Below are 22,799 nucleotides of genomic sequence, written 5' to 3' on the forward strand. Positions count from 1 at the left end.
CCACATGGCGATCCCGGCGGGGCGACCGATGCGCCCTGGCCCTGGCCCCGAGGACGATGGCGTCAGGCGCGCGTCTCCGCCGTGCTGGGCATACGTGGTCACGGCGCTTGCGCTGCAACGTGGCTGTCCGAAGAGGAGTCGGGCCCTGCAGCTCGGCAAGGTCATTGCGCCGTGACACTGGGAGACCAACGACCACAAGTACAAGGTCGCCGATCACGATGACAAGTTCGGCGTGATCACCGCTTTCTGCCAGGGTGTCAACAAATGCCCAAAGGCGTTGAACCGAATATGACGGAGCACCCGATGAAGTGGGACCAGACGGGCCTGTCCGAACTGCAGGCGCAGGTGACGCACGGGATGCTGAGCCGTGTCACGGCTTTCACGTTCGGACCTGACGTCCGGCTTGTGCGCGGCGTGGTGACCTCCCCGGACCGGCCCGGCGCCGGCCGCGTCGTCCTGCGGGACGGGTGACGCCTCGACAGCTCCGTCGCCTTCGACCTGCCCCTGACGGACACCAGGGTGGAAACATCCCCCGGGGGGACCTCGCGGTCGCCCTGTGCGGCGTGCTGGCCGACCGCTCCGAACGCGCGGTCGCAGAGGCACCGCGCGACGCATTCGGGATCCCCGTGATCGACGCATCCGCCGCCGTTCGCACCTTCGTCGTCGAGCCGCGGTTCAAGGTGCCGGACGCACTGCATGCCGCGGCGGCGGCATTCTCCCTGGCCCCCGAGACGGAGGAGCCTCCGGCACTGCGCCTGCGCCGCTGCTTCTCAACCAGGCGACGTGCCGCCTCTACCTGGACACCCCTGAATCACACGACGCGCCGCCGTTCGGCCTGTGGCGATGCCGTGTCGGAGCCTGGATCTCCGCCGGCCTGTTCCCCGTGGTTCCCCGTGGTTCCCCGCACGATCTGGCACGGGTCTGGCACCTCCGCGTCGTCGAGCAGCACGGCAAGTTTCCTCAGGTCGTTCGCGACCATGACTTGAGCTGGGCGTCCGGCGATGGCCACGACCTCTGGCCAGGCAGATGCCTGGAGAGTCTCCGCGTCGGTGTCGTTGGGCGCCTCGGCCGCCGCGGCGTTAAGCGCGGCACCGAGCTCTCTCATCAGGACGACCTCTTCGTCGCTTCGGAGGCTGACGCCGAGGTACCGCTCTGGCTCGTCAGCGTCGCAGAAGTCGTCGAAGAGTGTGTGGAAGACATGGTCCAGGTCTTCGAACGCCGACGGGTCGAGCCACACGTCCCGCTACCACGGTGGATTGGCCAGGGCCAACACAACGGGTACGACGTGGACTCGGTGGTTCGCTATGAGTCGGGCGGCTTCGCTCACGAGTCCGAGCGTAGCGACCGCGGCTGGTGGAGGCATCAGCGCTCTTGGAACCCCGCTTTAGGAGTTCGATCCCGCGCCTGCGTGGCTGCGGTCCAACCTGTGCGCGGGTGCCATTACCGGGCGCTGCCGTATGCCGCCGTCCGAGCTCGTTGATGTCGGCGTTGGATGTCAGCGGAACAGCTGCGGCTGCTGGGTGACGGCCCGTCCAAGCAGCTGACGGCCCTGAGACGGCCCCAGCACAGCATCAAGCCCCCCACCGAGGGAGAACCCGTTGGTGGGGGGCTTGATCAGTGCGTGATACCTCTGTCTACCGCACGTCTACGTAGTCCCCGGCGGTCTTGACCGTCGCGGTCGTGCTGGTGCCGGAGAAGTAGTAGCGCCAGTAGCCGTCGCTGGCAGCTGTCGTGGTGGCCTTCAGGTTGCCGGTGCTGTTGGTGTACACGGTCTTGACCGTCGTGTAGGTGCCTGTTCCCGCTTTGCGGAACTGCAGCTTGACCGGCTGATTGGTGTAGGCACGGTAGTCGTGGGTTTCCCAGTTGGCGCGGGTCAGTTTGCCGGCGACGGTGATGGTCTTGCCCTTGGCGACCGGCTCCGGCGAAGCGTTGACGCTGAGCTTCGAGTAGCGCTGGATGTTCGTGTACTTGTAGGTATCTAGGGAGATGCCGCCGTTGCCCTTGTCGTAGGCGTCGACGCCGACCCTCCACTGCCCGGCCCAAGAGTTCTTCTGCAGGTCGCGGGGGTTGAGGGTGAAGGGGACGACGCAGGTCTTCGTCGTGGCGTCAGCGGCTGTGCACGTGGGACGGCCGAACGGCACCGTCATGTCCGTGTCTTCTTCCTTGGGGCCGCCGTGCCACACGAACACGCGGGCCGTTTCGATGCCGTCTGGATCGGTGGCGGTCACCGAAGCCGAGAAGGTGACCTTGTTGGAGATGCCGACCACGATGGGCTTGCCGCCGTTGACCGTGACGCTGGTGATCGTTGTGTCGCCGCCCCACGACTCGTCGGCCTGAGCCGTTGGAGAGCTTGCGGCGACGAGTGCCAGGGCGCCGGACAGAGCGGCACCTATGGCGATTGAGCGCATGTAGTCCCCAGGAAAATCAGGCCTGCTGGTCGAGCCCCCGCCGCAGGCACCACGTTAGATGGAGGGAGCGTACTGCGTTCACGCCAACTTGGCTGATTGTCCACCTGCACGTCAGTCATCACACCCACCCAGCGCGACCAACATCGCGGAGGACCGGACCACCTGCACGACGCCCCGGGGCACACCGCGGACCGCAAGCTCACAAGGGCCAAGCCTCCAGGGAGGTAGGTCCCGAGACACGATCATGCCTCCCACCCGCGCCGTACGCGCAGGTGGGAGGCATGATCGCGAAGACTACTTCTTCTTGCCCCGGGTCTTGCCAGGGATCTTGGTGAGCTGCGTTTTTTGCTGCTCAGGAGTGGCGAGCCCGTGCGTCTGGTGGTCGTCATTGGCCGCTGTTGAGCAGCCTCGGACGGCCCAGGGACGGCCCAGTCTTGGCGGCTCGACTGACGGTCGGCCCATCCGATGCGCCCCGTCTGAACCTCAGCCGACGTCAGTCAGCCACGACGGCGGGCGCCGCCGACCGACCACCCACACGTGTGCCTCGCCGTACCCCCAAGGAGTCCGCAACCGAGCGTCGCATCGCGACCGTCGGCCAGGTCGACGCCCTGGCCGAAGCGATCGGTATCCTCTGGCGGCTCCTGGTCTACCTTGGTGCATACGGCCCGATGCGCTCCGAGGAGCTGGCCGACCTCCGCCGCCGGGACGTCGACCCCCACAACATGGTGATCCGCGTCCGTGTCGCAGAACCGGAGCGGACCAACGGCAAGAGGGCACCCGGCGAGACCAAGTCCGATGCCGGTGTCCGTGCCGTCGTCCTCCCGGCCTTCCTGCACAAGGAGGTCAAGCGCCATCTCGACTGGTTCGCCGAAAAGGGAGATGACGGCTTGGTCTGTGCTCGGCCATCAGCCGCGCCGCGTCCAGAGCGTCGCTGTCGACGTCCGGGAGACCGGCGACCGTGCGAGCCCGGCGCCACTTCCGGCCGAAGGAAGTACGGCGGAAGGGGGCGCCCTTCTCGGCCCACCCTCGCCTTCTTCGCCGGCCTCTTCAGTCATGGTCGGCGCGCTGATCGAGACCGGGGTCATCGGCGACCTGCCCCGCGCCATGGCGGACGCCACCGGCGGCCGGGAACTCGGCGCCATGCTCACCCTGCTGGGCGGCTCGGCGGTGCTCTCCGGAGTCGTCGACAACATCCCTTACGTGGCGACCATGGCGCCCATCACCGCGGACCTGGTCAAGGACATGGGCGGCGCGGCAGACGGCCACCACGTGCTGTGGTGGGCGCTGGCCCTGGGTGCCGACCTGGGCGGCAACGCCACCGCGATCGGCGCCAGCGCCAACGTCGTCGTCCTCGGCATCGCCGAACGCAACCGGCAGCCCATCTCCTTCTGGCAGTTCACCAAGTACGGCCTGGTGGTGACGGCCGCGACCGTGGCGATCAGCGCCCTGTACCTGTGGCTGCGTTACTTCGCCCTGGCCTGAGCCGGTGTCGGCGAGGCCGCTCAGGCGGTCGGCGTACTCGCCGCGCCCGCCTTGCCCAGGAGCTCGTGCAGCAGGTGCGAGGCGGTGACGACCCCGAGCAGATGGGTGCCGGCCTTGTCCTTCGTGGCCACGGCGACCAGGGGGCTGCGCACCCGCGCCATCAGTGCGACGACCTCCAGCGCGGTGTCGTCCGGGTCGGCGATCGGAGGCGCGGCGGCGGAGCCGGACAGGCAGTCGCCGACGCGGCGTCCGGCCAGCGCCTGACAGAGCCGGTCGGCGTGCTGCTCGTCGACCACCGCCGCCAGCGCGGGGTCCTCGACGACATACGCCGGGACCAGCACCTTGACCATCTGGGAGGCCGGCAGGATCGCCTTCGGCTCCCCGCGCTCGTCCAGCACGAGCAGCGCCGGCAGCTCACCTACCGACTCGTTCGGCAGAAACATACGCAACCTGAACACCATCACGGCTGTCCCACGTCCCACCCCTCCGGACCGTCCGGTGAGAAGTGCGTCAAGGAAGCATCAATTCGCTGGTCACAGGCCATACTTCACGGGTGGGGGCCGACCGGGCCCTCAGCGGTCCGGTGCGGGGAGGCGACATCCGGTGAGCAGCGTCGGCGAGGGGCTCGGCAAGGTCGAGGTACGGCTGAAATGGGACCCGAGCCCTTTCGGGGAGCCGCCCCGGCACCTCGACATCGTCGCCGCGACCTACTCGGCGGACGATCTCCACGGGCGGCCTGTGTACGTCGTCCACTACGACAGCCGGTCACCCGACGGCACGATCAACATGACCCGGCACAGCCAGACCGGCCAGGGCTTCGGTTACGTCGAGGTGATGGTGCTGGAGTTCGACCGCCTCGCGGCCGCCTTCGGGCAGGTGGTGGTGGGGGTGGTCATCCACCAGGACGGCGGACGCCGGACCTTCGGTGACATCCACAACGCCGGGGTGCTAATCGTCCAGCGCTACACCGAACTGCTCGCGGACGACTTCACGCAGGTCGCCGACTCCACCGCCACCACCGTCGCCGAGTTCGTCAGAAACGGCTCGGGGGAGTGGGAGATGCACGAGATGATCCGCGGATCCGAGAGCGACCCGATGCCGTTCACCCTGGAGATGGGCAGCATGCCCTGGCCCTCCCGTGGCCACACTCCGGAGGAGCGTCCGGCCGGGACGGCCTGAACGCGCCGATCAGGATTCGCCTCGCCGGACCGTCAGCTGCCCGTCATGTCGAAGATCCGCGCGCCTGGACGGGCCAGTGCCGCGTCGGTGGCCTCCGGACCCACCCGGACCATGAGGTCGTCGCCGGTCACTCCGACGGCCATGTTGCCGCTGTGCAGGAAGGCGATGCCGCCGAACATGCGTTTCTCGGTGATGTCCGGGTCGGAGCCCAGATGCTGCCGGATCCGCTCGGCCAGCCCTGCGTCGTACGCCATCACGTGCCGCTTTCGCGATCGGTGAGCCGGCGTTCGAGATCGCGCAGGTCCTTGCCGAGAGAGGAGCGGACCTGGCGGGACGTCAGGGGTTCGGCCAGCCGGAGCAGGCCGCCGGGGCCGCCGCGAACCCGGATACCGGCCAGGGTTCCCCGCGGATGGGACTCGAAGGAGTAGGTGACGTGCATGGGCATGGGGGCGGTCGAAGCGACCATGTCCAGCAGCCGCGGCGGGTCGTACCCGGCCACCCGCAGGACGTAGTCGATGCGCCGACCGAGGAACCGGGCCGTACGGGTGACCTCGGCGCCCACGCCGAACCCACCGCCGTCCGCCTCCCTGGTCAGCTCCGCTCTGCGAATGCCCTGGGTCCACTCCGGGTCGTGACGCCAGTCCATGGCGTACGCGGCGACCCGGTCGGGCGGCAGCGGGATCACCCGGCGCACCGTCACATCGATTGCCACAGGGCCAGGGTCCCAGCCGGTGCCGGAGACCGCACCACAGCGGACGGACGCGGGCGAGGCCATTCGGAGGCGCTGCGAGTGGCACCTGACGTGGGCGACTCGCACGCTGGACCTCGGACATGGACGACTCGCCACGCACCACGCGATGGCAGGGCCCTTCAGGAGGATCGTGTGACCGCTTCGTCGCCCGCCACCGACGTGCCACCGGCCCGGTACGACGACCTGCGCGCTCTGGTGATCAACTGCACCCTCAAGCGTTCCCCGGAGACCAGCAACACCCAGGGACTGATCGACCGCAGCACCGCCATCCTGGACGCGCAAGGGGTACGGGTCGACGTCGTACGAGCGGTGGACCAGGACATCGCCACAGGGGTCTGGCCCGACATGCGGGAGCACGGCTGGGCGACGGACGCCTGGCCCGACCTGTACCGCCAGGTCATGGCGGCCGACATCCTCGTGCTGGCCGGTCCCATCTGGCTCGGCGACAACAGCTCCGTGACGAAGCAGGTGATCGAACGCCTCTACGCCTGCTCCAGCCTGCTCAACGAAGCAGGCCAGTACGCCTATTACGGCCGCGTCGGCGGCTGCCTGATCACCGGCAACGAGGACGGCGTCAAGCACTGCGCCATGAACGTCCTCTACAGCCTCCAGCACCTGGGCTACACCATCCCTCCCCAGGCGGACGCCGGCTGGATCGGCGAGGCGGGCCCCGGGCCCTCCTACCTCGACCCCGGCTCCGGCGGCCCGGAGAACGACTTCACCAACCGCAACACCACCTTCATGACCTGGAACCTGCTCCACCTGGCCCGCGCGCTGAAGGACCTCGGGGGCATCCCCGCCTACGGCAACCAGCGCACCGCCTGGGACGCCGGCTGCCGCCGCGAGTACGAGAACCCTGAGCACCGGTAGGAACACCAGTGGGCCGGAGCAGCCGCGCATAGCCCGGAAGCAGCGTCCGTCTCCGCCACCGAGCGTGGCACGGTGCCGCATCGTCAGCCCAGCGCGTCGAGAGCCGCGGGGATGTCAGCGGGTTCGGCGGAGGTGGCGAGGGCCCATCGGCCGCTGTCCCTCTGTCGTCGAAGAACGCACCACCCCTGATGAGGGTGGCGCGACCACAGGGCACGGGGACCTGGAGATCGCCGAGGCAGTGGTTCCGCCGTTCGGCTGGAGACGGACACCCGCTTGCACCTCAGGCCCGGACAGCCCACCTGACCTGTGCCAGCTTGTAGGTGTCCTGTTTTGTCCGGCACGGCTCGTGGCATTGAGAGTCGTCGTTTTGGGCGCGCGGCTCGAAGACTGGAGGAGACGGCCGATGGCAGGTGGCGGACGGCCGTCGGGTCCGGCCCCGACCGGAGGGTCGCGACGCCCGGGACCGGACGAGACGTCGGCGCCGAAGCGGCTGAAGCGCCTACGGGGCACTGTGGCCGCCGCCGCGGCTGCGGGCCGTGCCCGGATTCGGGGAACGGCAGAGCGTGCCGGGCAGCTGCCCCCGCCTCCGGGTCCGTTCCGGCCCGGATTCTGGCGCAGTCCGATCCGCGGGCCATGGCTGACCTCGGTATTCGGCCTGGTCCTCCTGATCGGCATTCCGCTGCTCTTCCTCACCGGACTGCTCTCCTACGCCGCCTACAACCCCGACCTGAGCCCCCTCAACGACGAGACCCCCGACAAGGGCGTCCTGGGCTTCTACCTCTTCAGCTGGCCCACCCACCCGTACTGGCTCTACCGGCTGCTCCAGGGCATGCACGTGACACTGGGCGTGGTCCTCGTGCCGGTGCTGCTGGCCAAGTTGTGGTCGGTGATCCCCAAGCTGTTCGAATGGCTGCCGGCACGCTCCGTCGCCCACGGCCTGGAGCGGCTGTCCCTGCTGATGCTGGTCGGCGGCGTCATCTTCGAATTCGTCACCGGGATCATCAACATCCAGCTCTACTACGTCTTCCCGGGCTCGTTCTACCGCCTGCACTTCTACGGCGCCTGGGTGTTCATCGCCGCCTTCGTCGTCCACGTGTGCCTCAAACTCGGCCGGATGACCCCGGCCCTGCGCTCGCGCAGCCTGGGCGCCGAACTGCGCACCGACCTCGCCCACACCGTGCCCGAACCACCCGACCCCGACGGCCTGGTGGCGGCCGCTCCCGCCCCGCCGACGATGACCCGCCGCGGCGCGGTGGGCATGGTGGGCGCGGGTTCGCTGCTTCTCCTCGTCGTGACCGCCGGACAGAGCATCGGCGGATGGGTGCGCGGCACAGCGCTGCTCGCGCCGCACAACCGTGATCCGGGCAGCGGCCCGAACAGCTTCCAGATCAACAAGACGGCGGCGAAAGTAGGCGTCACCCCCGCGCTCGTCGGACCCAACTGGCGGCTGGAGGTCCACGGACGCGGAGCGCCACGGGTCTTCACCCGCGAGCAGCTCCTGGCGATGCCCCAGCACGCCGCCGCACTGCCGATCGCCTGCGTGGAGGGATGGTCCACCGAAGACCAGGACTGGAGTGGCCTTCGGCTGGCCGACCTCGCCGCTCTGGCCGGACTGCCCGACGCAGGAAGCGTCCTGGTCGAATCCATCCAACCTCCCGGCCCCTTCACCAGGGTGGTGCTGCGGGCCAACCAGATCCACGACTCCCGAGCGCTGCTCGCACTGCGCGTCAACGGCGCGGACCTCTCGCTCGACCACGGCTACCCGGCCCGCACCATCGTCCCGGCCAACCCCGGCGTGAACAACACCAAGTGGGTTCACCGGCTCACCTTCAGGGCGTGACCATGGCACGATTCGTCCGCTGGTACGGCTCCGGACCTCTGCACCTTCTCGTCCTGATCGCCTCGTTCGCCCTGACCGGCTACGCCATGGTGTGCCTGTTCGCCGTCCAGCCCTGGGAGGTGGCGATCTGGTTCGTCGGTGCGGCGATCCTCCACGACCTGATCCTGCTGCCCCTGTACTCACTGGCCGACCTGTCGGCCCTCTCGGTACTACGACACCGAGCCGATGCCTCCGACAGGCCGACGGTGCCCTGGATCAACCACCTGCGCGTCCCCGCCTTCCTGTCAGGTCTGCTCCTGCTGGTCTGGTTTCCCCTCATCCTCCGTCTGGCGGTCCCCTACCCCGGTGACACGGGCCTGTCCGACAGCGTCTACCTCGGCCGATGGCTGGCGATCACCGGCGGGCTCTTCGCGGCCTCCGCGGTCGCTTTCGCCGTGAGACTGCGCCGCGTGCGCCGGCCCGGCGGCGGCGACGGGAGCAGTCCCCCTGCCGGGCACGGCACAGCACCGTGACAACGGACGAGGACGAGCTGTACGACGCCGACGAGGATCCCTACGCCCTCGCCCTGCGACCCGGCCGTGAACCGGTCTACCTACGGCTGGACGACGGGCGCCGCATCCGGATGCCCGTCCACCGCTGGCACGAACAGCCCACGGCGGCCGACAACACCGTCCTGGAACGCTGCACCGGCCCCGTCATCGACATCGGCTGCGGCCCGGGCCGCATGTGCAGAGCACTCCTGAGCCAGGGAGTCTTCGCCCTCGGGGTCGACATCACACCCCGCGCGGTCGCACTGACCACCGCCCTGGGCGGACTCGCACTGCGCGCATCGGTCTTCGACCGGCTGCCGGCCGAGAAAGGCTGGCGGACGGTCCTGCTCATCGACGGCAACATCGGCATCGGAGGCGATCCGCGCGGCCTGCTGCGCCGCTGCGGCGGCCTCATCGCCCCCACCGGACGCCTCGTCGTCGAGGTCGACCCCCAGGACGTGCAAGAGCAGTGCACCGCCCGGTTCGAGAACGTCCAGGGCCAGGCCGGTCCGTACTTTCCCTGGGCCCGACTGGGACGACCAGCGCTCCACAGGATCGCCGCCGGGCTCGCTCTCACCGTCACCGACCAGTGGACGAGCGGCCACCGCTGCTTCGCCACCCTCACCCACCAGGGATCATCCCGCGACCGTCCTGACGCGGACCCCACAGCGACGGAGGACGGCGGGACAGCGGTCGTCTGAACCGGACGCTGCCGCTGCCTGCCCGGTTCTGGCGGCCCCTGAATCGTGGGGTCAGTCGGCTTCGGCGTGCGCCTCGACGTCCTCGATGCCGGTGGGCCGTCCCGCCCGCGTCCATCGCACATACAGTCCCGCCGCGATGAGCAGGGTCGCGGCCAGGGACAGCATGGGCCAGCCGCGCAGCAGATTCACCGCGAGGGTGAAGGCGACGGCCGCGGCGGCCAGGCCGTTCAGCCAGGCCAGGGCCGTCTTCCGCTCCCGGCGGGCGAAGCGGGCCATCGCGACGAGGCCGACCAGGAAGCTGACGAAGACGGCGACGGCGTAGAACAGGACGAGTTCCTGCTCCTGACCGGCCGCGGCGACGATGATCAGGGCGGCGGCGGTCAGGTACACCACTACGGACCAGTAAGGGGTGTGGTGCCGGTTGGACCGGCCGAGAACCGTCGGCAGCACTCCGGGCCGGTCGGCCGTCCCCGCCAGTGCCTTCAGCAACCCCGGGCCGGCCTGGAAGGAGGAGCTGGCGGCGGCGAGCAGCAGCAGGGCGCTGGTCAGCTGGAAGGCGCCGTAGAGCCGGCCCGGTCCCGTGGCGGCGTGCGCGATGTCGGCGATCTGGGTGGAGTCGGCGCCGGGAATGCCGACGTGCAGTTGTACGGCGAGGGCGGTCAGGGCCAGGGTCAGGCCGCCGACGATGACCAGCAGGAGCGCGAGCGTGCCCCGGCCGAAGCGGCGGCGGTGTGTGTCGTCGAGCTGGCCTAGCTGCGCGATGGCGGTCGACGGCGCCTCGATCCCGGTTGCCAGCGCCATCGCGACCGGGAAGGCCAGGACGACGGCGAGTACGGCGGGCCAGCCGGGGTCGGCCGTGGCGGCGGCCTGCCCGGTGGCATGGGGCGAGGCGAAGCCCAGGACGAGTACCGCGACGGAGATGAGCACGAACGCCACGGTCATGACGGCGAACAGCAGCCGCCCGCCGTGCCCGAACCAAGTCAGTCCCGCCACGACCAGGAGCAGCAGGAGCGCGAGCGGGACACGGATCGGGGCCAGGCCCGGGAACAGGGCGATGACCGCGCTGGCCGCGGCCGCGATCGAGATGCCGATGGTCAGGACGAAGTCCACGACCAGTGCGCCGATGGGCAGGAACGTCCAGCGGGCGCCGAAGGCCCGCCCGGCCGCGGCCGCCGCGCCGCCGCCCTTGGGGAAACGCCGTACGAGCTGCCAGTAGTTCGCGGTGACGACCACGACGAGCCCGATGACCAGACTCATCGTGGGCAGCAGCAGCGCGAGGTCGCCGTGCAGGGCGCGCAGGGCGGCCTCGATGGCGTACGCGACCGAGGAGACCGGGTCGGCGATCACCGCGAAGGCGAACGCGAAGAAGAGCACGGAACGGCGGGGTGTGCGCATGCCGATGGACACGGGCGCGGAGGTGGCGGCAGCCGCCTTGGGGAGGGCCACGCGAAGACCTTCCTGACGTCCTGACGGACGGATCTGATTGAGGACACTTCGCCGACCAGACAAATGCCTCGGTTCGGTGTGGCCGGCACATTGACTCGCGCTGATCGTCCTTCCAGGCATCCCAGACGCCAATGCCGAGGCCAACAAACACGGCCAGGGTGACGAGCGCGAGCACGACTCTGATCGTCCGCTGTTCTCGTTCTGCGTGCTGCCTCGCCCCCTCGGCCCGGCTTTCGCCGCCTCAGCGGCAGCTTCACGCTCAGCTCGAGTGGCGTGGTGCCGACAGCCTCGGCCGATCTCCTGGGGGAGCTTGCAGGGCGTCCCCTTCTTCGTGGGACGCCCACAACGCGATGACGTTCGGCGCCTTCGAGAACGGTCGTACCTGGTGGGCATGGCGCGCATTGTGAACCACCCGCTCATGCTGTCGCTGCGGAACGACCGAAGTGCAGTCCGGATGGTCGACAGGTGTGTGCCAGCCCGCAAGTAGGCCTTTGCGTAAGCGACTTCACCGTCATTTGGACAACTCGTGGCGCAGGTCACAGGAAATGCGTCTCGCCATTTGAGGCGAGCGAGGGTGGATGGTGGAAATTAGCGCTCCCACGCCCCTTGGGGGATCGCTTCACCTCGACTTAGGGCACGTAGAGGGCACGCCACGCCTAAATTGGCCTAGACAACAAACAAACCCCAGGCCGCCGACCTGGGGTTTCAATATGGAGCGGGTGACGAGAATCGAACTCGCACTCTCAGCTTGGGAAGCTGATGTTCTACCACTAAACTACACCCGCCTAAGACGCCGACCGAGCCGGTGTCCGAATGCCCCCTCACTGTACCTCATGATGGACCCCCGGTGCTGGGACCCTGGGGTCCGGGTGCGTTTCAGGGGGTGGGATCCGGGTGCGGGCGGCCGGAGTTGGGGCGTACGGTGGACGCGCGGGAGAGGGGCCCGGTGGGCCGGAGTGCCGCCTGGAGGGCCGTCCCTTTGATCCCGTAATGTGGCTTTCCGTCGTCACGGCAGTAAGCCCGACGCGGCTCCTGGGGAAGGGACTTAAGGGACTTGATGGAACGCACCGTCGTCCGCTGTGCCGAAGGGCACGTGTTCAGCACCACTTCGTTCCCGATGCAGCAGGCCGAGCGGCTCGGCCCCGGTCGGCTCGTCCGGTGTCCCAAGTGCGCCCGGCTGCGCAGCGTCGTGCCGGTCGCCCTTGAGAAGCATTAGCGGCAGAAGAGGCAGAAGAGGACAGCAGTAACAGGGGCGCGTGGACTGTCACGATTGTCGTGGGTCCGCGCGCCTTGCGTATCCTCGGGACGTGCTTCTCTCAGACAAGGACATCCGGGCCGAGATCGACGCCGGGCGGGTACGGATCGATCCCTACGACGAATCCATGGTGCAGCCGTCGAGCATCGACGTGCGGCTGGACCGCTTCTTCCGGGTGTTCGAGAACCACCGGTACCCGCACATCGACCCCTCCGTCGAGCAGCCGGATCTGACCCGGCTGGTGGAACCGGAGGGCGACGAGCCCTTCATCCTGCACCCCGGGGAGTTCGTCCTCGCGTCGACGTACGAGGTCATCTCGCTGCCCGACGACCTCGCCTCGCGGCTGGAGGGGAAGTCCTCGCTCGGGCGGCTCGGGCTGGTCACGCACTCCACCGCCGGGTTCATCGACCCGGGGTTCAGCGGGCACGTGACCCTTGAGCTGTCCAATCTCGCGACCCTCCCCATCAAGCTGTGGCCGGGCATGAAGATCGGGCAGCTGTGCATGTTCCGGCTCTCCTCCCCCACCGAGCACCCCTACGGCAGTGAGCGCTACGGCTCCCGTTACCAGGGGCAGCGCGGACCCACCGCCTCCCGCTCCTACCTCAATTTCCATCGGACGCAGGTGTGAGGAGCCGGCCATGAGCGGTGACGTACGGGAGAACCTCACCTACGAGCGGTTCGGCGTCGCCGTGCGCGAGCTCGCGCAGACCATCGCCGACGACGGGTTCGAACCCGACATAGTGCTGAGCATCGCCCGCGGTGGCGTCTTCGTCGCCGGCGGCCTCGCCTACGCCCTGGACTGCAAGAACCTGCACCTGGTCAACGTCGAGTTCTATACCGGGGTGGGGACGACTCTCGAGATGCCGGTCATGCTCGCGCCGGTCCCCAACGTCATCGACTTCAGCGACAAGAAGGTGCTGATCACCGACGACGTCGCCGACACCGGCAAGACGCTGAAGCTGGTCCGCGACTTCTGCCTCGACACCGTCGCCGAGGTCCGGTCCGCGGTGATCTACGAGAAGTCCCACTCACTCGTGAAGTGCGAGTACGTGTGGAAGCGGACCGACGACTGGATCAACTTCCCGTGGAGCGTCCTACCTCCAGTGCACAAGGCGGGAGAGACACCCAAAGCGAACATGGAAGCTTTCTGAGCTGTAAGTCGCGCGGCGGAAATATCGGGTCGTTGCGGCTGCGGCAGGACTCCGACCAGCATCCTGGCCGCCCCTTCGTCCCACTCGATCGCCCAGCCGCTGATGTCAGTCGTCGCACGCGTCCTGGGCCGCAAGCCGCCGGCGGCCGCCCCTTGCGACACCCGCGGCCATGCCGCAATGGCCACGCGGGTTGCAGTCGCGGTGCCGACGGATTGCGGTGATCCTGTCAGGGGAGCGTAGTCGGCTTCGCACGGAACGTGTGCGCCGGTGATCGCTCCGTACAGGAAGGGAGGCTGCTGCCATGACAACGGTGCCGAACAGGGCACGGCAAGGGCAGGGCGGGCCCGACAGCAGCGCGACGATCACCGGCGCCTCTTCGTTCGCCGGAATCCTGATGATGCTCAGCGGGCCCCTCAGCATTCTGATGGGCGCGGCCGGCATCGCACAGGACACCCTGTTCGCCGCGTCCCGGTACGCCTACCGGTTCGATCTGACCACTTGGGGCTGGATTCACCTGGTGATCGGAGTGGTACTCGTCGTCGCCGGCCTGGGAGTGCTGACGGACCAGAGCTGGGGTCGCGGGGCCGGCGTAGCGGTGGCAGTGATCAGCCTGATCACCCAGTTCATGTTCGTTCCGTACTACCCGCTGTGGTCCATCCCTGTGATGACACTCGATCTCCTGATCCTGTTCGCGCTGACCAGGGCCCATGTCGAGACAAGCGGCGGCCGGTGAACCAGCGGCTGAACATCCCGAAGCGCACGAGAAGGGCCTCCGGCACGGCAGCCGGGGGCCCTTCTCGGGTGCGCCCTTCTCGGATGCGCCCTTCTCGGGGTGCGCCCTTCTCGGGGTGCGGGTGAGGGCTAGAACGTGCCCAGTTTCACGATCGACAGCAGTGCGATCAGCTGGATCGCCGACGCGCCCAGCGCCTTCGGCCACGGCAGGTCGTGGGACTTGCCGACCATGAGCGTGAGGAGGGCGCCGGCCGCGATCCAGGTCGCCCAGCCGAGAAGCTGCACGAAGCCCGCGTCGCCGCCGAAGAACATGGCGAACAGGAGACGGGGGGCATCGGTGATCGACATGATCAGCATCGACAGGCCGACGGTCGGCTGCCAGGCCCCGTCGCCGCCCAGCTGGCGGGCCAGGGTGTGGGTCACCACGCCCAGCACGAAGGAGGAGAGCACCATCGCGATCGCCGTCGTCAGGACGATCGGGATCGCGTTGGTGAGGGTGGCGCTTATCGCGTCCGCGCGGGCGCCGTCGAAGCCGAAGACGGCGAGCAGGCCGTAGAGGAAGGTCACGATGAGGGCGGGCCCCCACATCGTGTAGTCCCGCATCTGGAGGAACGTCTGGTTCGGGGAGAGCACGATCCCCTTCAGCAGGTCCTTCCAGTGCAGGCGCGGGCCGATCGGGCCGGCCGGCGCCGCCGAACCGGCGTGGTAGGTGGCGCCCCGCGTGTAGCCGTCGGCCTCGTCGACCGAGAACGCCTGGGTGTGGCCCGGGTTGTTGGCCGCGTACGGGTCGGGGGTGCCGGCGCCCTGACCGCCGTAGCCGTGGTCGTCGCCGAAGTACTCCGGGCCGTCGCCGCCGGGCTGCCCCTGCCCCGGGTAGCCGCCGCGGCCCTGCGGCCGGCCGCCGCCCCCACCGTGCTGCGGGTACGGCTGCGGAGCCGACGGGTACCCGTACGACGGTCCCGCCGGCTGCCCGCCGAAGCTCTGCGGCGGCGCCTGCTGCCCGTACGCGGGTTGTTGCGGTCGCGTTTGCGGGGCACGGGCGTCCCGGCCACCGCGTCCGATCCTGAATCCAGCCACGTCATCGAACGTACCTGGTCCGGGCGAACCTTGGGGCGGGCTCGGCCGTCCGGGCCCGCCTTTGCCGCAGACCTGTGACATCCCCTAAGGGATGCCCCAAGGGGCCCTGGAGACCTGTTCAGGGGGCCCCGCGACCTGGCCAGGGCCCCGGGACGTCACTGCCCGAACACCATCCCCAGCTGCGACCACGATCCCGGCAGGCCCACCGACGTCGCCCCGAAGCTGACCGCGCCGGTCGTCGTCAGGCCCGCCGACGAGCCGCGCAGGGTCCATACGGCGCCCTGGCCGCCGTTCTCGTGCCGGGCGCCGACCGCCAGGTCGGCCTTGCGGTCGCCGTTGAGGTCGGCCAGGTGGACGGCGCTGCCCCAGAAGTCGTTGTCCTCGTTCACGTCCGGTACCCCGGGCGTGTTCTGGGTCCAGCGGGTGGAGCCCGCGCCCGTCAGACCGGCGGCGGAGCCCCGCAGCAGCGTGACCGTGCCGGTCTGCCAGGCCGCGCCGACCCCTTCGTAGGGCGTGCCGACCGCCACGTCGGCGTATCCGTCGCCGTTGACGTCGCCGACGGAGAGCGAGTCGCCGAACGATTCGGAGCCCGGGGCCCGGGTGGCGCCGGGGACGTCCGGGCTGTCCTGGGTGAGCGCTGCCTGGGGCGTGGGGCTGACGCCGTGCGCGCCGCCCAGGTAGGCGGCGACCGTGCCGGGCCCGACCTTGTCGCCGTAGACCGGGTTGTAGGACGTGACGACGTCGTCGTAGCCGTCCCCGTTGACGTCGCCGAGGACCGCGCGCTGCCAGCCGCCGCTCTCCAGCGTCCGCTGGGCCTTCGGCCGCGACTCCGCGCCCAGGTACACCAGGTTGCCGTCGATGTAGTCGCCGCTCCCCGAGCGGATCGAGCCGCTGACCACCAGGTCGTCGACGCCGTCGCCGTTGATGTCGCCGGCGGCCAGGGACTGGGAGCCGTAGAGGTTGCCGGTCTCCAGGGACGGCACCACCCAGGTGCGGGACGCGGCCCCGGTGGTCTTGGTGAAGGTGCCCCGGAAGATCTGCACGTCGGCGCCGGTGCTGCCGACGGCCAGGTCCGCCCGGCCGTCCGCGGTGAAGTCGCCGACCGCCAGGGACATGCCGAAGCGGGTGTGGGAGGTACGGGCCGGGTCGGCGACGACACGACCGCCGGTCAGGCCCTTCTTGCTCCCCCAGACGATCGTCACCGACCCGGCCTCGCCGTCCTCGCCCTCGGCGCCCACGACCAGGTCGGCGTACCCGTCCCGGTTGAGGTCCCCGAAGGCGAGCGACGAGCCGAACGCGTCGTCCTTCTCGGCCGTGCCCGGGACGGCCGCCGAGTTCTGGGTGACGACGGTACGGCTGGCCGCCTTGACGCCGGACTTGGAGCCGTAGGTGACGACCACCGCGCCCGCTCGCGCCTTGCCGCCGACCGTGGCGCCCGGCGCGGCGGTGGCGAGGTCGTGGTAGCCGTCGCCGTTGAAGTCGTCGGCGTACTTGGCGGGCGCGGCCGAGGCGGTGCCCGCCAGCGGGACGAGGCCCGCGGTCAGGAGTGCGGCGAGGGTCGCCGCCGAACGCATGCGCATGATCAGCCTTCCAGTACGTCGCCGAAGTAGGCGGTGGCGTCGCCGTTGAAGTCGCCGGACAGACCCGAGGGGGCGACCGAGGCGGTGGCGGCGGGAAGCGCGGTCAGGAGGCCCGTGGTGAGGGCTGTGACGAGGAGCAGGGTGGTGCGCTTGGGCATGGACTTCCCCGTGAAGTGGTGAAGTGACGAGGTGACGAGGTGACGAAGTGACGAAGTGACGAGGTGACGAGGTGACGAAGTGACGAGGTGATGAGGCGTGGTCGGGTGGCGGCACGCCACCTCGCGGTGGTCGCGCCGAAGTTGCCGTTGCCGTTGCCGTTGCCGTCGCCGTCGCCGTTGCTTGCGGCAGAGCTGTGGGATCCCCCCGGAACCGGCCCCCCGGGGGGCTGGTTCCGGGGCCGGGGTCGTCAGCCGGTGAGGCCCGTGCCGAACGCGCTGTACGTACGGGAGAGGCCGAAAGTGCCCGGGCCGAAGGACTTGGCACCCGTGGCGGTGATGCCGGAGGCGCTGCCGCGCAGGGCGGTGACCGCGCCGACACCCTCGTCCTCGAAGGAGGCCCCGACGGTCAGGTCCGCCTTGCCGTCCTTGGTGACGTCCGAGAGCACGAGGTCCGAGCCGAAGTAGTCCATGGTCTCGGCGGTGCCGGGGACACCGACGGTGTTCTGGGAGATCGTACGGGCACCGGTGCGGGAGACGCCGCCGGCCGAGCCGTTCATCAGCACGACGAGTCCGGTGTCCTCGGCCGCGCCGATGTCCTTGAAGACGACGCCGATGGCCAGGTCGCCGTAGCCGTCGCCGTTGGTGTCCCCGATGGAGACGGCGCCGCCGAAGCCGTCGTCCGCCTTGTCGGTGCCGGGGACGCCCGTGGCGGACTGGGTGAGCTCGGCCATGGGGGCGTCGCCGTTGATCGGGCCGCCCTTGCTGCCGCGGATGACGACGACCTGGCCGCCGAGGGTGCCGGTGTGGTCGTCGTCCTTCGAGAAGACGTTGCCGATGGCGATCTCGTCGTAGCCGTCGCCGTTGATGTCGCCCAGGGCGAGGGAGGTGCCGCCGTTCAGCGGGCGGGGCTGGGTCGCGACCACGCCCGTGGACGCACCGAGGTAGGCGGCGCCCTTGGACCAGCTGCCCGACGGGTCCGAGGTGAGCGCGGTGCGGTAGGTGAGGACGAGGTCGGCCTTCTTGTCACCGTTGGTGTCGCCCGCGGCGAGCGCGTCGATTCCGTACTTCGCCTTCTCCGGTGTGGGGACCTTCTGGGTGCCACCGGTGGTGCCGGACTTGGTGAATCCGCCCTTGACGATGTAGGCGTACGACGCCGCCGTGCCGGACGCCAGGTCGGCCTTGCCGTCGCCGTTGAAGTCACCGGCGGCGAGTACCGAGCCCCAGGCCTCGTGCTTGGTCGCCGAGGGGTCCTTGACGTTCGTACCGTTCTTCAGGCCGCTCGCCGAACCCCACAGGATCGTGACCGAACCGCCTTCGGAGTCCGAGCCGTTGTCCTCGCCGGGCGCGCCGACGGCGAGGTCGGTGTAGCCGTCCTTGTTGAAGTCGGCCACGGCGAGGGCCCGGCCGAAGAAGTCCTCGGTCTCGGCGGTGCCGGGGACACCGGCGGTGTTCTGGCTGACGACCGTGCGCTTGGCGGGGTTGAGCCCGGAGGCGCTGCCGTAGACCACGGCGACGTACCCGGCCATGCTCTTGCCGCCGACCTTGGCGTAGGGGGCGGCGAAGGCGACGTCGCCGTAGCCGTCGTGGTTGAAGTCGGCCTTGTAGGCGTGAGCCGTGGCGGCGGACGCGACTGGGGCCGAGAGGGTCAGCAGACCGCCGGTCAACGCGGCGGCGGTGACGGTGGCGAGGGCGAGGCGGTGGCGGTGATGTCCGTTCACGGGGAGGGGTCTCCTGGGATCGGCGGCACGGGTGCCGGAGGTATGCGGGTACCGGGTACGTGAGTACGCGAACGCGGCGCGGCGGCAGGACGGGAGTTCCGTGCGGGGCCGGGCGGGCCCAGTGGTCGTTCGATCGACGGGCCTGCCCGTACGCCGTCCGGAGACGCTCTTGCGACCTGCGGGTCAGTCGGCGAAGAGGGCGCCGAGCTGCGGGGTACCGGACGTCGACACGCCCAGCTTGCTCGCGGCGAGGGCCCGGGATCCGGTCGTGGTGATCTTCGAGCCGTTGGACGGCAGGTAGGTGACCGCGCCGTCGCCGCCGTTCTCGTAGGAGCCGACGACCAGGTCCGCCCTGCCGTCGCCGGTGACGTCGTCGAGCTTGACGTCGGCGCCGAAGAGGTCGGCCTTCTCGTCGTCGCCGGGGACGCCGGCCGTGCTCTGGGCGAAGGACTGGGCGCCGGAGGCGATGTTGATCCCGGTCTTCGAGCCGTAGAAGACGGTGACCTGGCCGGTGTTGGTGTTCTTGCCGATGTCCTCGTTCGGGGTGGAGACGACCAGGTCGGCACAGCCGTCGCCGTTGATGTCGCCGAGGTCGAGGTCCCAGCCGAAGCCGTCGCCCTTCTCGGAGGTGCCGGGGACGTTCGCGGAGTTCTGGTTGAACATGGTGGCCTTGGCGGGCCCGGCGGCGGAGCCGTAGGTGACGGCCACCCGGCCGCCCTTGGCGGAGTCGGGCACCGCGGTGCCGTCGTCGGTGGCGGTGTCCCAGGAGGCGCCGCTGACGATGTCGCCGAAGCCGTCGCCGTTGATGTCGCCGACGCCGGTGACGATGCCGCTCTTCAGCGCCTTGGCGCCGGTCGCGGTCAGGCCCCTGGAGGTGCCCGGCAGCCAGAAGTTGGTGTTCCAGTGCCGTGAGGTCTTCGTCTCGTAGCCGTCGACGATCAGGTCGGTGCGGCCGTCGCCGTTGACGTCACCGGCGGTGAGGTTCATCGGGCCGTACGGGCTCGCGTTGCTGCCCGGCTCGATCGGCGGCTTGACGGTGTACCGGCCGCCGGGCGTGCCGTTGCTCGCGATGCCGCCCTTGAGCACCCACAGGGTGGCGGCGGAGCTGCCGACGGCGAGATCGGCCTTGCCGTCGCCGTCGAAGTCGCCGGCGGCGAGGTTCAGGCCCCAGTAGTCGTGGCCGCTCGGGGAGGGGTCCTTGAGGTCGACGCCCTTGCCGGTGAGCCCGCTCTTGGAGCCCCAAAGGAGGGTGACGGTACCGCCGTTGGTGTCGCTGCCGACCTTCTCGTACGGCGAGGAGACGGCGAGGTCGTCGTAGCCGTCGGCGTTGAAGTCGGCGTACGCCAGCTCGTAGCCGAAGCCGTCGCCGGCCTCGGCGGTGCCGGGGACGCCGGCGCTGTTCTGGCTGAGGGTGGTGCGCTTGGCGGTGGTGACGCCGGAGGCGGAGCCGTAGAGGGCGACGACCTGGCCGGCGCCCTTGTGGCCGCTGACGTAGGAGGTGGCGGCTGAGGTGGCGATGTCGCCGATGCCGTCGCCGTTGAAGTCGGCGCGCGCGACCTTGAAGGAGTCCGCGGCGGTGGCCGAGGCGGCGGAGAACGTGAGCAGACCGCCCGTCAGTGCGGCCGCGGCGGCCGTAGCGAGGGCGAGTCGCGGGAACGTGTGCATGCGGGTTGTCTCCTGCGGCATGCGGGGGCCGTCCGCACCCCGGCGGACGGCCGGAGTCAATGGGTGTCCGGCGATCAGGAGACCCGCGCCGGGAAGTAAGGGTTGTACTTGAGTTCGATGAAATCTTCGAGGCCGCTGTGAGGTCCGGGGTCGTCGGTCCCGACCGGTGCAGGGTGGGCCCGTGAGCGTGGTCAGGATCAACGTGGTGACCGTGCCGGCGGAGCAGCGGGAGACGCCGGAGCAGGGGACGCCGGAGCAGGGGAGACGCCGGAGCAGGGGCGTTTCCGAGCTGCAGAAGTCAGTGCACGACCGGTTGGTGCGCCGTCGCTCAGCTTGCCGCTGGACGACGGCCGACGAGTCCGAGCAGCCGCTCCAGGGCGGGAGAGCCCTCGGAGATCTCGACCGCCGGGGCGAACGGAGTCCTCGGCCGGTCGTCGGACGGTGCTCCGGTCGGGATCAGCGCCGCGACCTTGAGCGAGTGGCGGACGAGGTCGGTGCCCGGATCGTAGGCGACACCGATGGTCTGAGCGACGTCCCAACCGTGGACCACGCAGTCGAGCACGTGCATGCCGAGCGCGACCCGGCCGGGAAAGAACCCGAACTCCCTGATCTGGAGCGAACGGTCCAGGACCTCCTCGGTGAACGCCCCCGTCATGGCGTCGGCCGAGTCGAGGTACGCCTGGTGCGGATCCTCACCCAGGTCGCCCCGGTCCCAGGCCCGGAGGTCACCGGTGACGCCTGCTGCGGCGGCTGCGAAGCCGAGGTTCTCGCTCACCTGGTGGCGGAGCAGGCCGTGCAGCGTCCAGTCGGCACACGGCGTCGGAAGACGAAGCTGGTCCGGGCCGATCTGCGCGATCACCGCTCCCAGGGTGGCAAGGGCACGGCGGTCCAGTTCCCTGATATCCACGGCCGCGACGTTAGCCCTGCCCCCTTTTCCGGGCCACTCGTTTTCGCAGGCGCCTCAGCCTGTTTCGAGCGGCTGCAAGATGCGAACGAAGCCACCTAGTCGCTCACGCCCTCCTGATCACCTTTGCGGCAGGATGACCGCATGAGCGTAGTCAAGATCAACGTACTGACCGTGCCGGCGGAACAGCGGGAGACGCTGGAGAAGCGGTTCGCCTCCGGCCCACGCCGTGGAGAACTCAGACGGGTTCGAGTGGTTCGAGCTGCTGCGGCCGCAACAGGTGCGCTGATGTGCCACTAGGGCTCGTTCGGCAGATTCTCGTGCGGGCATCATGTGCGCGTGATCTCGCCACAGCCTGACCTCGTCGTGCGCCTCGTGCAGGCGGAGAAACCCGCCGACGTCGTTCACGCCGGCGCGGCCTGCCTGGCGCAGATGCTGGATGGGGTTTGTGCGGGTGAAGTCGAGGCTCTCGCTGGAACGGCGGACGGACGGACGCCGTGAGGTGATCGGGCTGGCAAAGAGCGAGTACAACAGAGCGGGCCAACTGGTCGCGTTCATCGTGGAGAGCCTGACCGTCCTCGACGACAGGTTGGGCGCCTGGCGTCGGGCCAATGCCGCTCTCACCGTGAGCAGACCGGAATCGGTCGAGTCGATCGTCTGTGCTTCCAGCTTCCTGGACATGTCCAGCGAGCACCGCGCCGTACTGACCCACCCCGGCAGGCGTATGGCGCAGCTGGAACAGCTCGCAGCTCACCTGCGCGATACGGCACTTCCGTGGTTCGCCGGTTCGGCAGACCCCCGGTGCGTCGCACAGGCTGTCCCCGATGCGCTGCTCACGCCGTGGGGCTTCGCCCAGGACCTCATGGAGTTCCTCGTTACCGTCGGCCAAACGGCGGAGGCGCGCGCTGTGTGGGCGCGTGTCCGTGACCTACACCCGAACCACCAGCACGCGTTCATGGCAGGTCACGACATGACTAGGTCCGATGATCGGCCACGCTTGCACACACCTCAGGCCGTGGGGTGGAGTGCATCGGTCCTGGGCCTGCTGTAGACCAACACCGCTCACGGTCGGAGTCGAAGACGCAGCGGCGCCACTGTCGCGGTGCCGTTGAGTACCGACCTCACAAAGCGATCGGCCGATACGCCAGAGCCTGATCGACCACCTCATCAGCCGAAAGCTCCCGCCCCGGCGGCCAGAAGATCAAGTCGCTGACATGACCGGAAGGACATGCCAGGACTCTGCCGAGCCTGTCCAGCCAGTCGGCTACCTCGTCGTCTGAGGCGTAGTCCGCGTGCATGATCCGCTGCACGAGCGCGACAGCTTCCGCGCGACTCATCTCCACAGCACTCAT

The 22,799-nt window shown here is 69.5% G+C and carries 24 protein-coding genes, 1 tRNA gene and 4 pseudogenes; 15 read left to right on the forward strand and 14 right to left on the reverse strand.

Annotation, left to right across the window (positions count from 1 at the left end):
- The first annotated feature begins 303 nt into the window (after positions 1-303).
- Positions 304-471 carry a hypothetical protein gene (locus AB0D59_RS44455; RefSeq protein WP_362577224.1) on the forward strand — a complete coding sequence of 56 codons (168 nt, stop codon included), beginning with the start codon at positions 304-306 and terminating at the stop codon, positions 469-471.
- 340 nt (positions 472-811) lie between these two features.
- On the opposite strand, the gene AB0D59_RS44460 is transcribed toward AB0D59_RS44455, so the two are convergent.
- Positions 812-1,237, reverse strand: coding sequence for a hypothetical protein (locus AB0D59_RS44460; RefSeq protein ID WP_362577225.1), 426 nt, complete (start codon positions 1,235-1,237; stop codon positions 812-814).
- 397 nt (positions 1,238-1,634) lie between these two features.
- Positions 1,635-2,408: a calcium-binding protein gene (locus AB0D59_RS44465; protein ID WP_362577227.1), complete on the reverse strand. Its 774-nt coding sequence runs from the start codon at positions 2,406-2,408 to the stop codon at positions 1,635-1,637.
- A gap of 557 nt (positions 2,409-2,965) precedes the next feature.
- On the opposite strand from AB0D59_RS44465, the pseudogene AB0D59_RS44470 reads away from it, so the two are divergent.
- Positions 2,966-3,301, forward strand: a pseudogene (locus tag AB0D59_RS44470) (site-specific integrase); the annotation flags it as partial.
- 126 nt (positions 3,302-3,427) lie between these two features.
- Positions 3,428-3,890: pseudogene (locus AB0D59_RS44475) on the forward strand (SLC13 family permease); the annotation flags it as partial.
- A 20-nt stretch (positions 3,891-3,910) separates the two neighbouring features.
- On the opposite strand, the gene AB0D59_RS44480 reads toward AB0D59_RS44475, so the two are convergent.
- Positions 3,911-4,333 (reverse strand): CBS domain-containing protein, encoded by a 423-nt coding sequence (locus AB0D59_RS44480; RefSeq protein WP_362577229.1) that lies wholly within the window; start codon positions 4,331-4,333, stop codon positions 3,911-3,913.
- A gap of 157 nt (positions 4,334-4,490) precedes the next feature.
- Between AB0D59_RS44480 and AB0D59_RS44485 the strand changes: the two are divergent.
- Positions 4,491-5,069: pseudogene (locus AB0D59_RS44485) on the forward strand (TerD family protein); the annotation flags it as partial.
- A gap of 32 nt (positions 5,070-5,101) precedes the next feature.
- On the opposite strand, the gene AB0D59_RS44490 reads toward AB0D59_RS44485, so the two are convergent.
- A complete protein-coding gene (locus AB0D59_RS44490) occupies positions 5,102-5,323 on the reverse strand; it encodes a TfoX/Sxy family protein (protein ID WP_362577231.1) in 222 nt (73 codons plus the stop codon).
- Positions 5,323-5,781 (reverse strand): SRPBCC family protein, encoded by a 459-nt coding sequence (locus tag AB0D59_RS44495; RefSeq protein WP_362577233.1) that lies wholly within the window; start codon positions 5,779-5,781, stop codon positions 5,323-5,325. Before AB0D59_RS44495 ends, AB0D59_RS44490 begins: the two co-directional genes overlap by 1 nt.
- A gap of 171 nt (positions 5,782-5,952) precedes the next feature.
- Between AB0D59_RS44495 and AB0D59_RS44500 the strand changes: the two genes are divergently transcribed.
- The 4 genes from AB0D59_RS44500 (at position 5,953) to AB0D59_RS44515 (ending at position 9,761) form a co-directional block, all read left to right on the forward strand.
- A complete protein-coding gene (locus AB0D59_RS44500) occupies positions 5,953-6,690 on the forward strand; it encodes a flavodoxin family protein (protein ID WP_362577235.1) in 738 nt (245 codons plus the stop codon).
- A gap of 403 nt (positions 6,691-7,093) precedes the next feature.
- Entirely contained in the window at positions 7,094-8,530 is a 1,437-nt protein-coding gene (locus AB0D59_RS44505) for a molybdopterin-dependent oxidoreductase (RefSeq protein WP_362577237.1), read from the forward strand.
- A gap of 2 nt (positions 8,531-8,532) precedes the next feature.
- Positions 8,533-9,042 carry a hypothetical protein gene (locus AB0D59_RS44510; RefSeq protein WP_362577325.1) on the forward strand — a complete coding sequence of 170 codons (510 nt, stop codon included), beginning with the start codon at positions 8,533-8,535 and terminating at the stop codon, positions 9,040-9,042.
- Positions 9,039-9,761: a class I SAM-dependent methyltransferase gene (locus AB0D59_RS44515; RefSeq protein ID WP_362577239.1), complete on the forward strand. Its 723-nt coding sequence runs from the start codon at positions 9,039-9,041 to the stop codon at positions 9,759-9,761. Before AB0D59_RS44510 ends, AB0D59_RS44515 begins: the two co-directional genes overlap by 4 nt.
- A 51-nt stretch (positions 9,762-9,812) precedes the next feature.
- On the opposite strand, the gene AB0D59_RS44520 is transcribed toward AB0D59_RS44515, so the two are convergent.
- Both AB0D59_RS44520 and AB0D59_RS44525 read right to left on the reverse strand, forming a co-directional pair.
- Positions 9,813-11,207, reverse strand: coding sequence for an amino acid permease (locus AB0D59_RS44520; RefSeq protein ID WP_362577241.1), 1,395 nt, complete (start codon positions 11,205-11,207; stop codon positions 9,813-9,815).
- A gap of 711 nt (positions 11,208-11,918) precedes the next feature.
- Positions 11,919-11,992: transfer RNA gene (locus AB0D59_RS44525), tRNA-Gly, on the reverse strand.
- Positions 11,993-12,264: 272 nt separating this feature from the next.
- Here AB0D59_RS44525 and AB0D59_RS44530 point away from each other — a divergent pair.
- From AB0D59_RS44530 to AB0D59_RS44545, 4 genes are all read left to right on the forward strand, one after another.
- Complete coding sequence (locus AB0D59_RS44530; RefSeq protein WP_362577243.1) at positions 12,265-12,423, forward strand: hypothetical protein; 159 nt, start codon at positions 12,265-12,267, stop codon at positions 12,421-12,423.
- A gap of 91 nt (positions 12,424-12,514) precedes the next feature.
- The gene (dcd, locus tag AB0D59_RS44535) at positions 12,515-13,090 is read left to right on the forward strand and encodes a dCTP deaminase (protein ID WP_362577245.1); all 576 of its coding nucleotides are present in this window, start codon (positions 12,515-12,517) and stop codon (positions 13,088-13,090) included.
- 10 nt (positions 13,091-13,100) lie between these two features.
- Positions 13,101-13,613, forward strand: coding sequence for a phosphoribosyltransferase (locus AB0D59_RS44540; protein ID WP_362577247.1), 513 nt, complete (start codon positions 13,101-13,103; stop codon positions 13,611-13,613).
- Between the two features lie 301 nt (positions 13,614-13,914).
- Positions 13,915-14,346: a hypothetical protein gene (locus tag AB0D59_RS44545; protein ID WP_362577249.1), complete on the forward strand. Its 432-nt coding sequence runs from the start codon at positions 13,915-13,917 to the stop codon at positions 14,344-14,346.
- A gap of 128 nt (positions 14,347-14,474) precedes the next feature.
- On the opposite strand, the gene AB0D59_RS44550 is transcribed toward AB0D59_RS44545, so the two are convergent.
- The 6 genes from AB0D59_RS44550 to AB0D59_RS44575 form a co-directional block, all read right to left on the reverse strand.
- Positions 14,475-15,503 carry a Yip1 family protein gene (locus tag AB0D59_RS44550; RefSeq protein WP_362577251.1) on the reverse strand — a complete coding sequence of 343 codons (1,029 nt, stop codon included), beginning with the start codon at positions 15,501-15,503 and terminating at the stop codon, positions 14,475-14,477.
- Between the two features lie 74 nt (positions 15,504-15,577).
- Positions 15,578-17,002 (reverse strand): FG-GAP-like repeat-containing protein, encoded by a 1,425-nt coding sequence (locus tag AB0D59_RS44555; RefSeq protein WP_362577253.1) that lies wholly within the window; start codon positions 17,000-17,002, stop codon positions 15,578-15,580.
- A 2-nt stretch (positions 17,003-17,004) separates the two neighbouring features.
- Positions 17,005-17,160 (reverse strand): hypothetical protein, encoded by a 156-nt coding sequence (locus tag AB0D59_RS44560; RefSeq protein WP_362577255.1) that lies wholly within the window; start codon positions 17,158-17,160, stop codon positions 17,005-17,007.
- A 248-nt stretch (positions 17,161-17,408) separates the two neighbouring features.
- Positions 17,409-18,878: an FG-GAP-like repeat-containing protein gene (locus AB0D59_RS44565; protein WP_362577256.1), complete on the reverse strand. Its 1,470-nt coding sequence runs from the start codon at positions 18,876-18,878 to the stop codon at positions 17,409-17,411.
- Between the two features lie 183 nt (positions 18,879-19,061).
- Positions 19,062-20,543 (reverse strand): FG-GAP and VCBS repeat-containing protein, encoded by a 1,482-nt coding sequence (locus tag AB0D59_RS44570; protein WP_362577258.1) that lies wholly within the window; start codon positions 20,541-20,543, stop codon positions 19,062-19,064.
- Positions 20,544-20,871: 328 nt separating this feature from the next.
- A complete protein-coding gene (locus tag AB0D59_RS44575) occupies positions 20,872-21,450 on the reverse strand; it encodes a TIGR03086 family metal-binding protein (protein WP_362577259.1) in 579 nt (192 codons plus the stop codon).
- 141 nt (positions 21,451-21,591) lie between these two features.
- Between AB0D59_RS44575 and AB0D59_RS44580 the strand changes: the two are divergent.
- The 3 genes and pseudogenes from AB0D59_RS44580 to AB0D59_RS44590 form a co-directional block, all read left to right on the forward strand.
- Positions 21,592-21,727: pseudogene (locus AB0D59_RS44580) on the forward strand (antibiotic biosynthesis monooxygenase); the annotation flags it as partial.
- Positions 21,728-21,786: 59 nt separating this feature from the next.
- Entirely contained in the window at positions 21,787-21,948 is a 162-nt protein-coding gene (locus tag AB0D59_RS44585) for a hypothetical protein (RefSeq protein WP_362577261.1), read from the forward strand.
- 1 nt (position 21,949) lies between these two features.
- Positions 21,950-22,498: a hypothetical protein gene (locus tag AB0D59_RS44590; RefSeq protein ID WP_362577262.1), complete on the forward strand. Its 549-nt coding sequence runs from the start codon at positions 21,950-21,952 to the stop codon at positions 22,496-22,498.
- Positions 22,499-22,568: 70 nt separating this feature from the next.
- Here AB0D59_RS44590 and AB0D59_RS44595 read toward each other — a convergent pair whose 3' ends face one another.
- On the reverse strand, positions 22,569-22,799 hold the full coding sequence (locus tag AB0D59_RS44595; RefSeq protein WP_362577264.1) for a bacteriocin immunity protein: 231 nt from the start codon (positions 22,797-22,799) through the stop codon (positions 22,569-22,571).

Origin of the sequence: Streptomyces sp. NPDC048417 (genome assembly GCF_040651615.1) — a bacterium.
Taxonomy (GTDB): domain Bacteria; phylum Actinomycetota; class Actinomycetes; order Streptomycetales; family Streptomycetaceae; genus Streptomyces.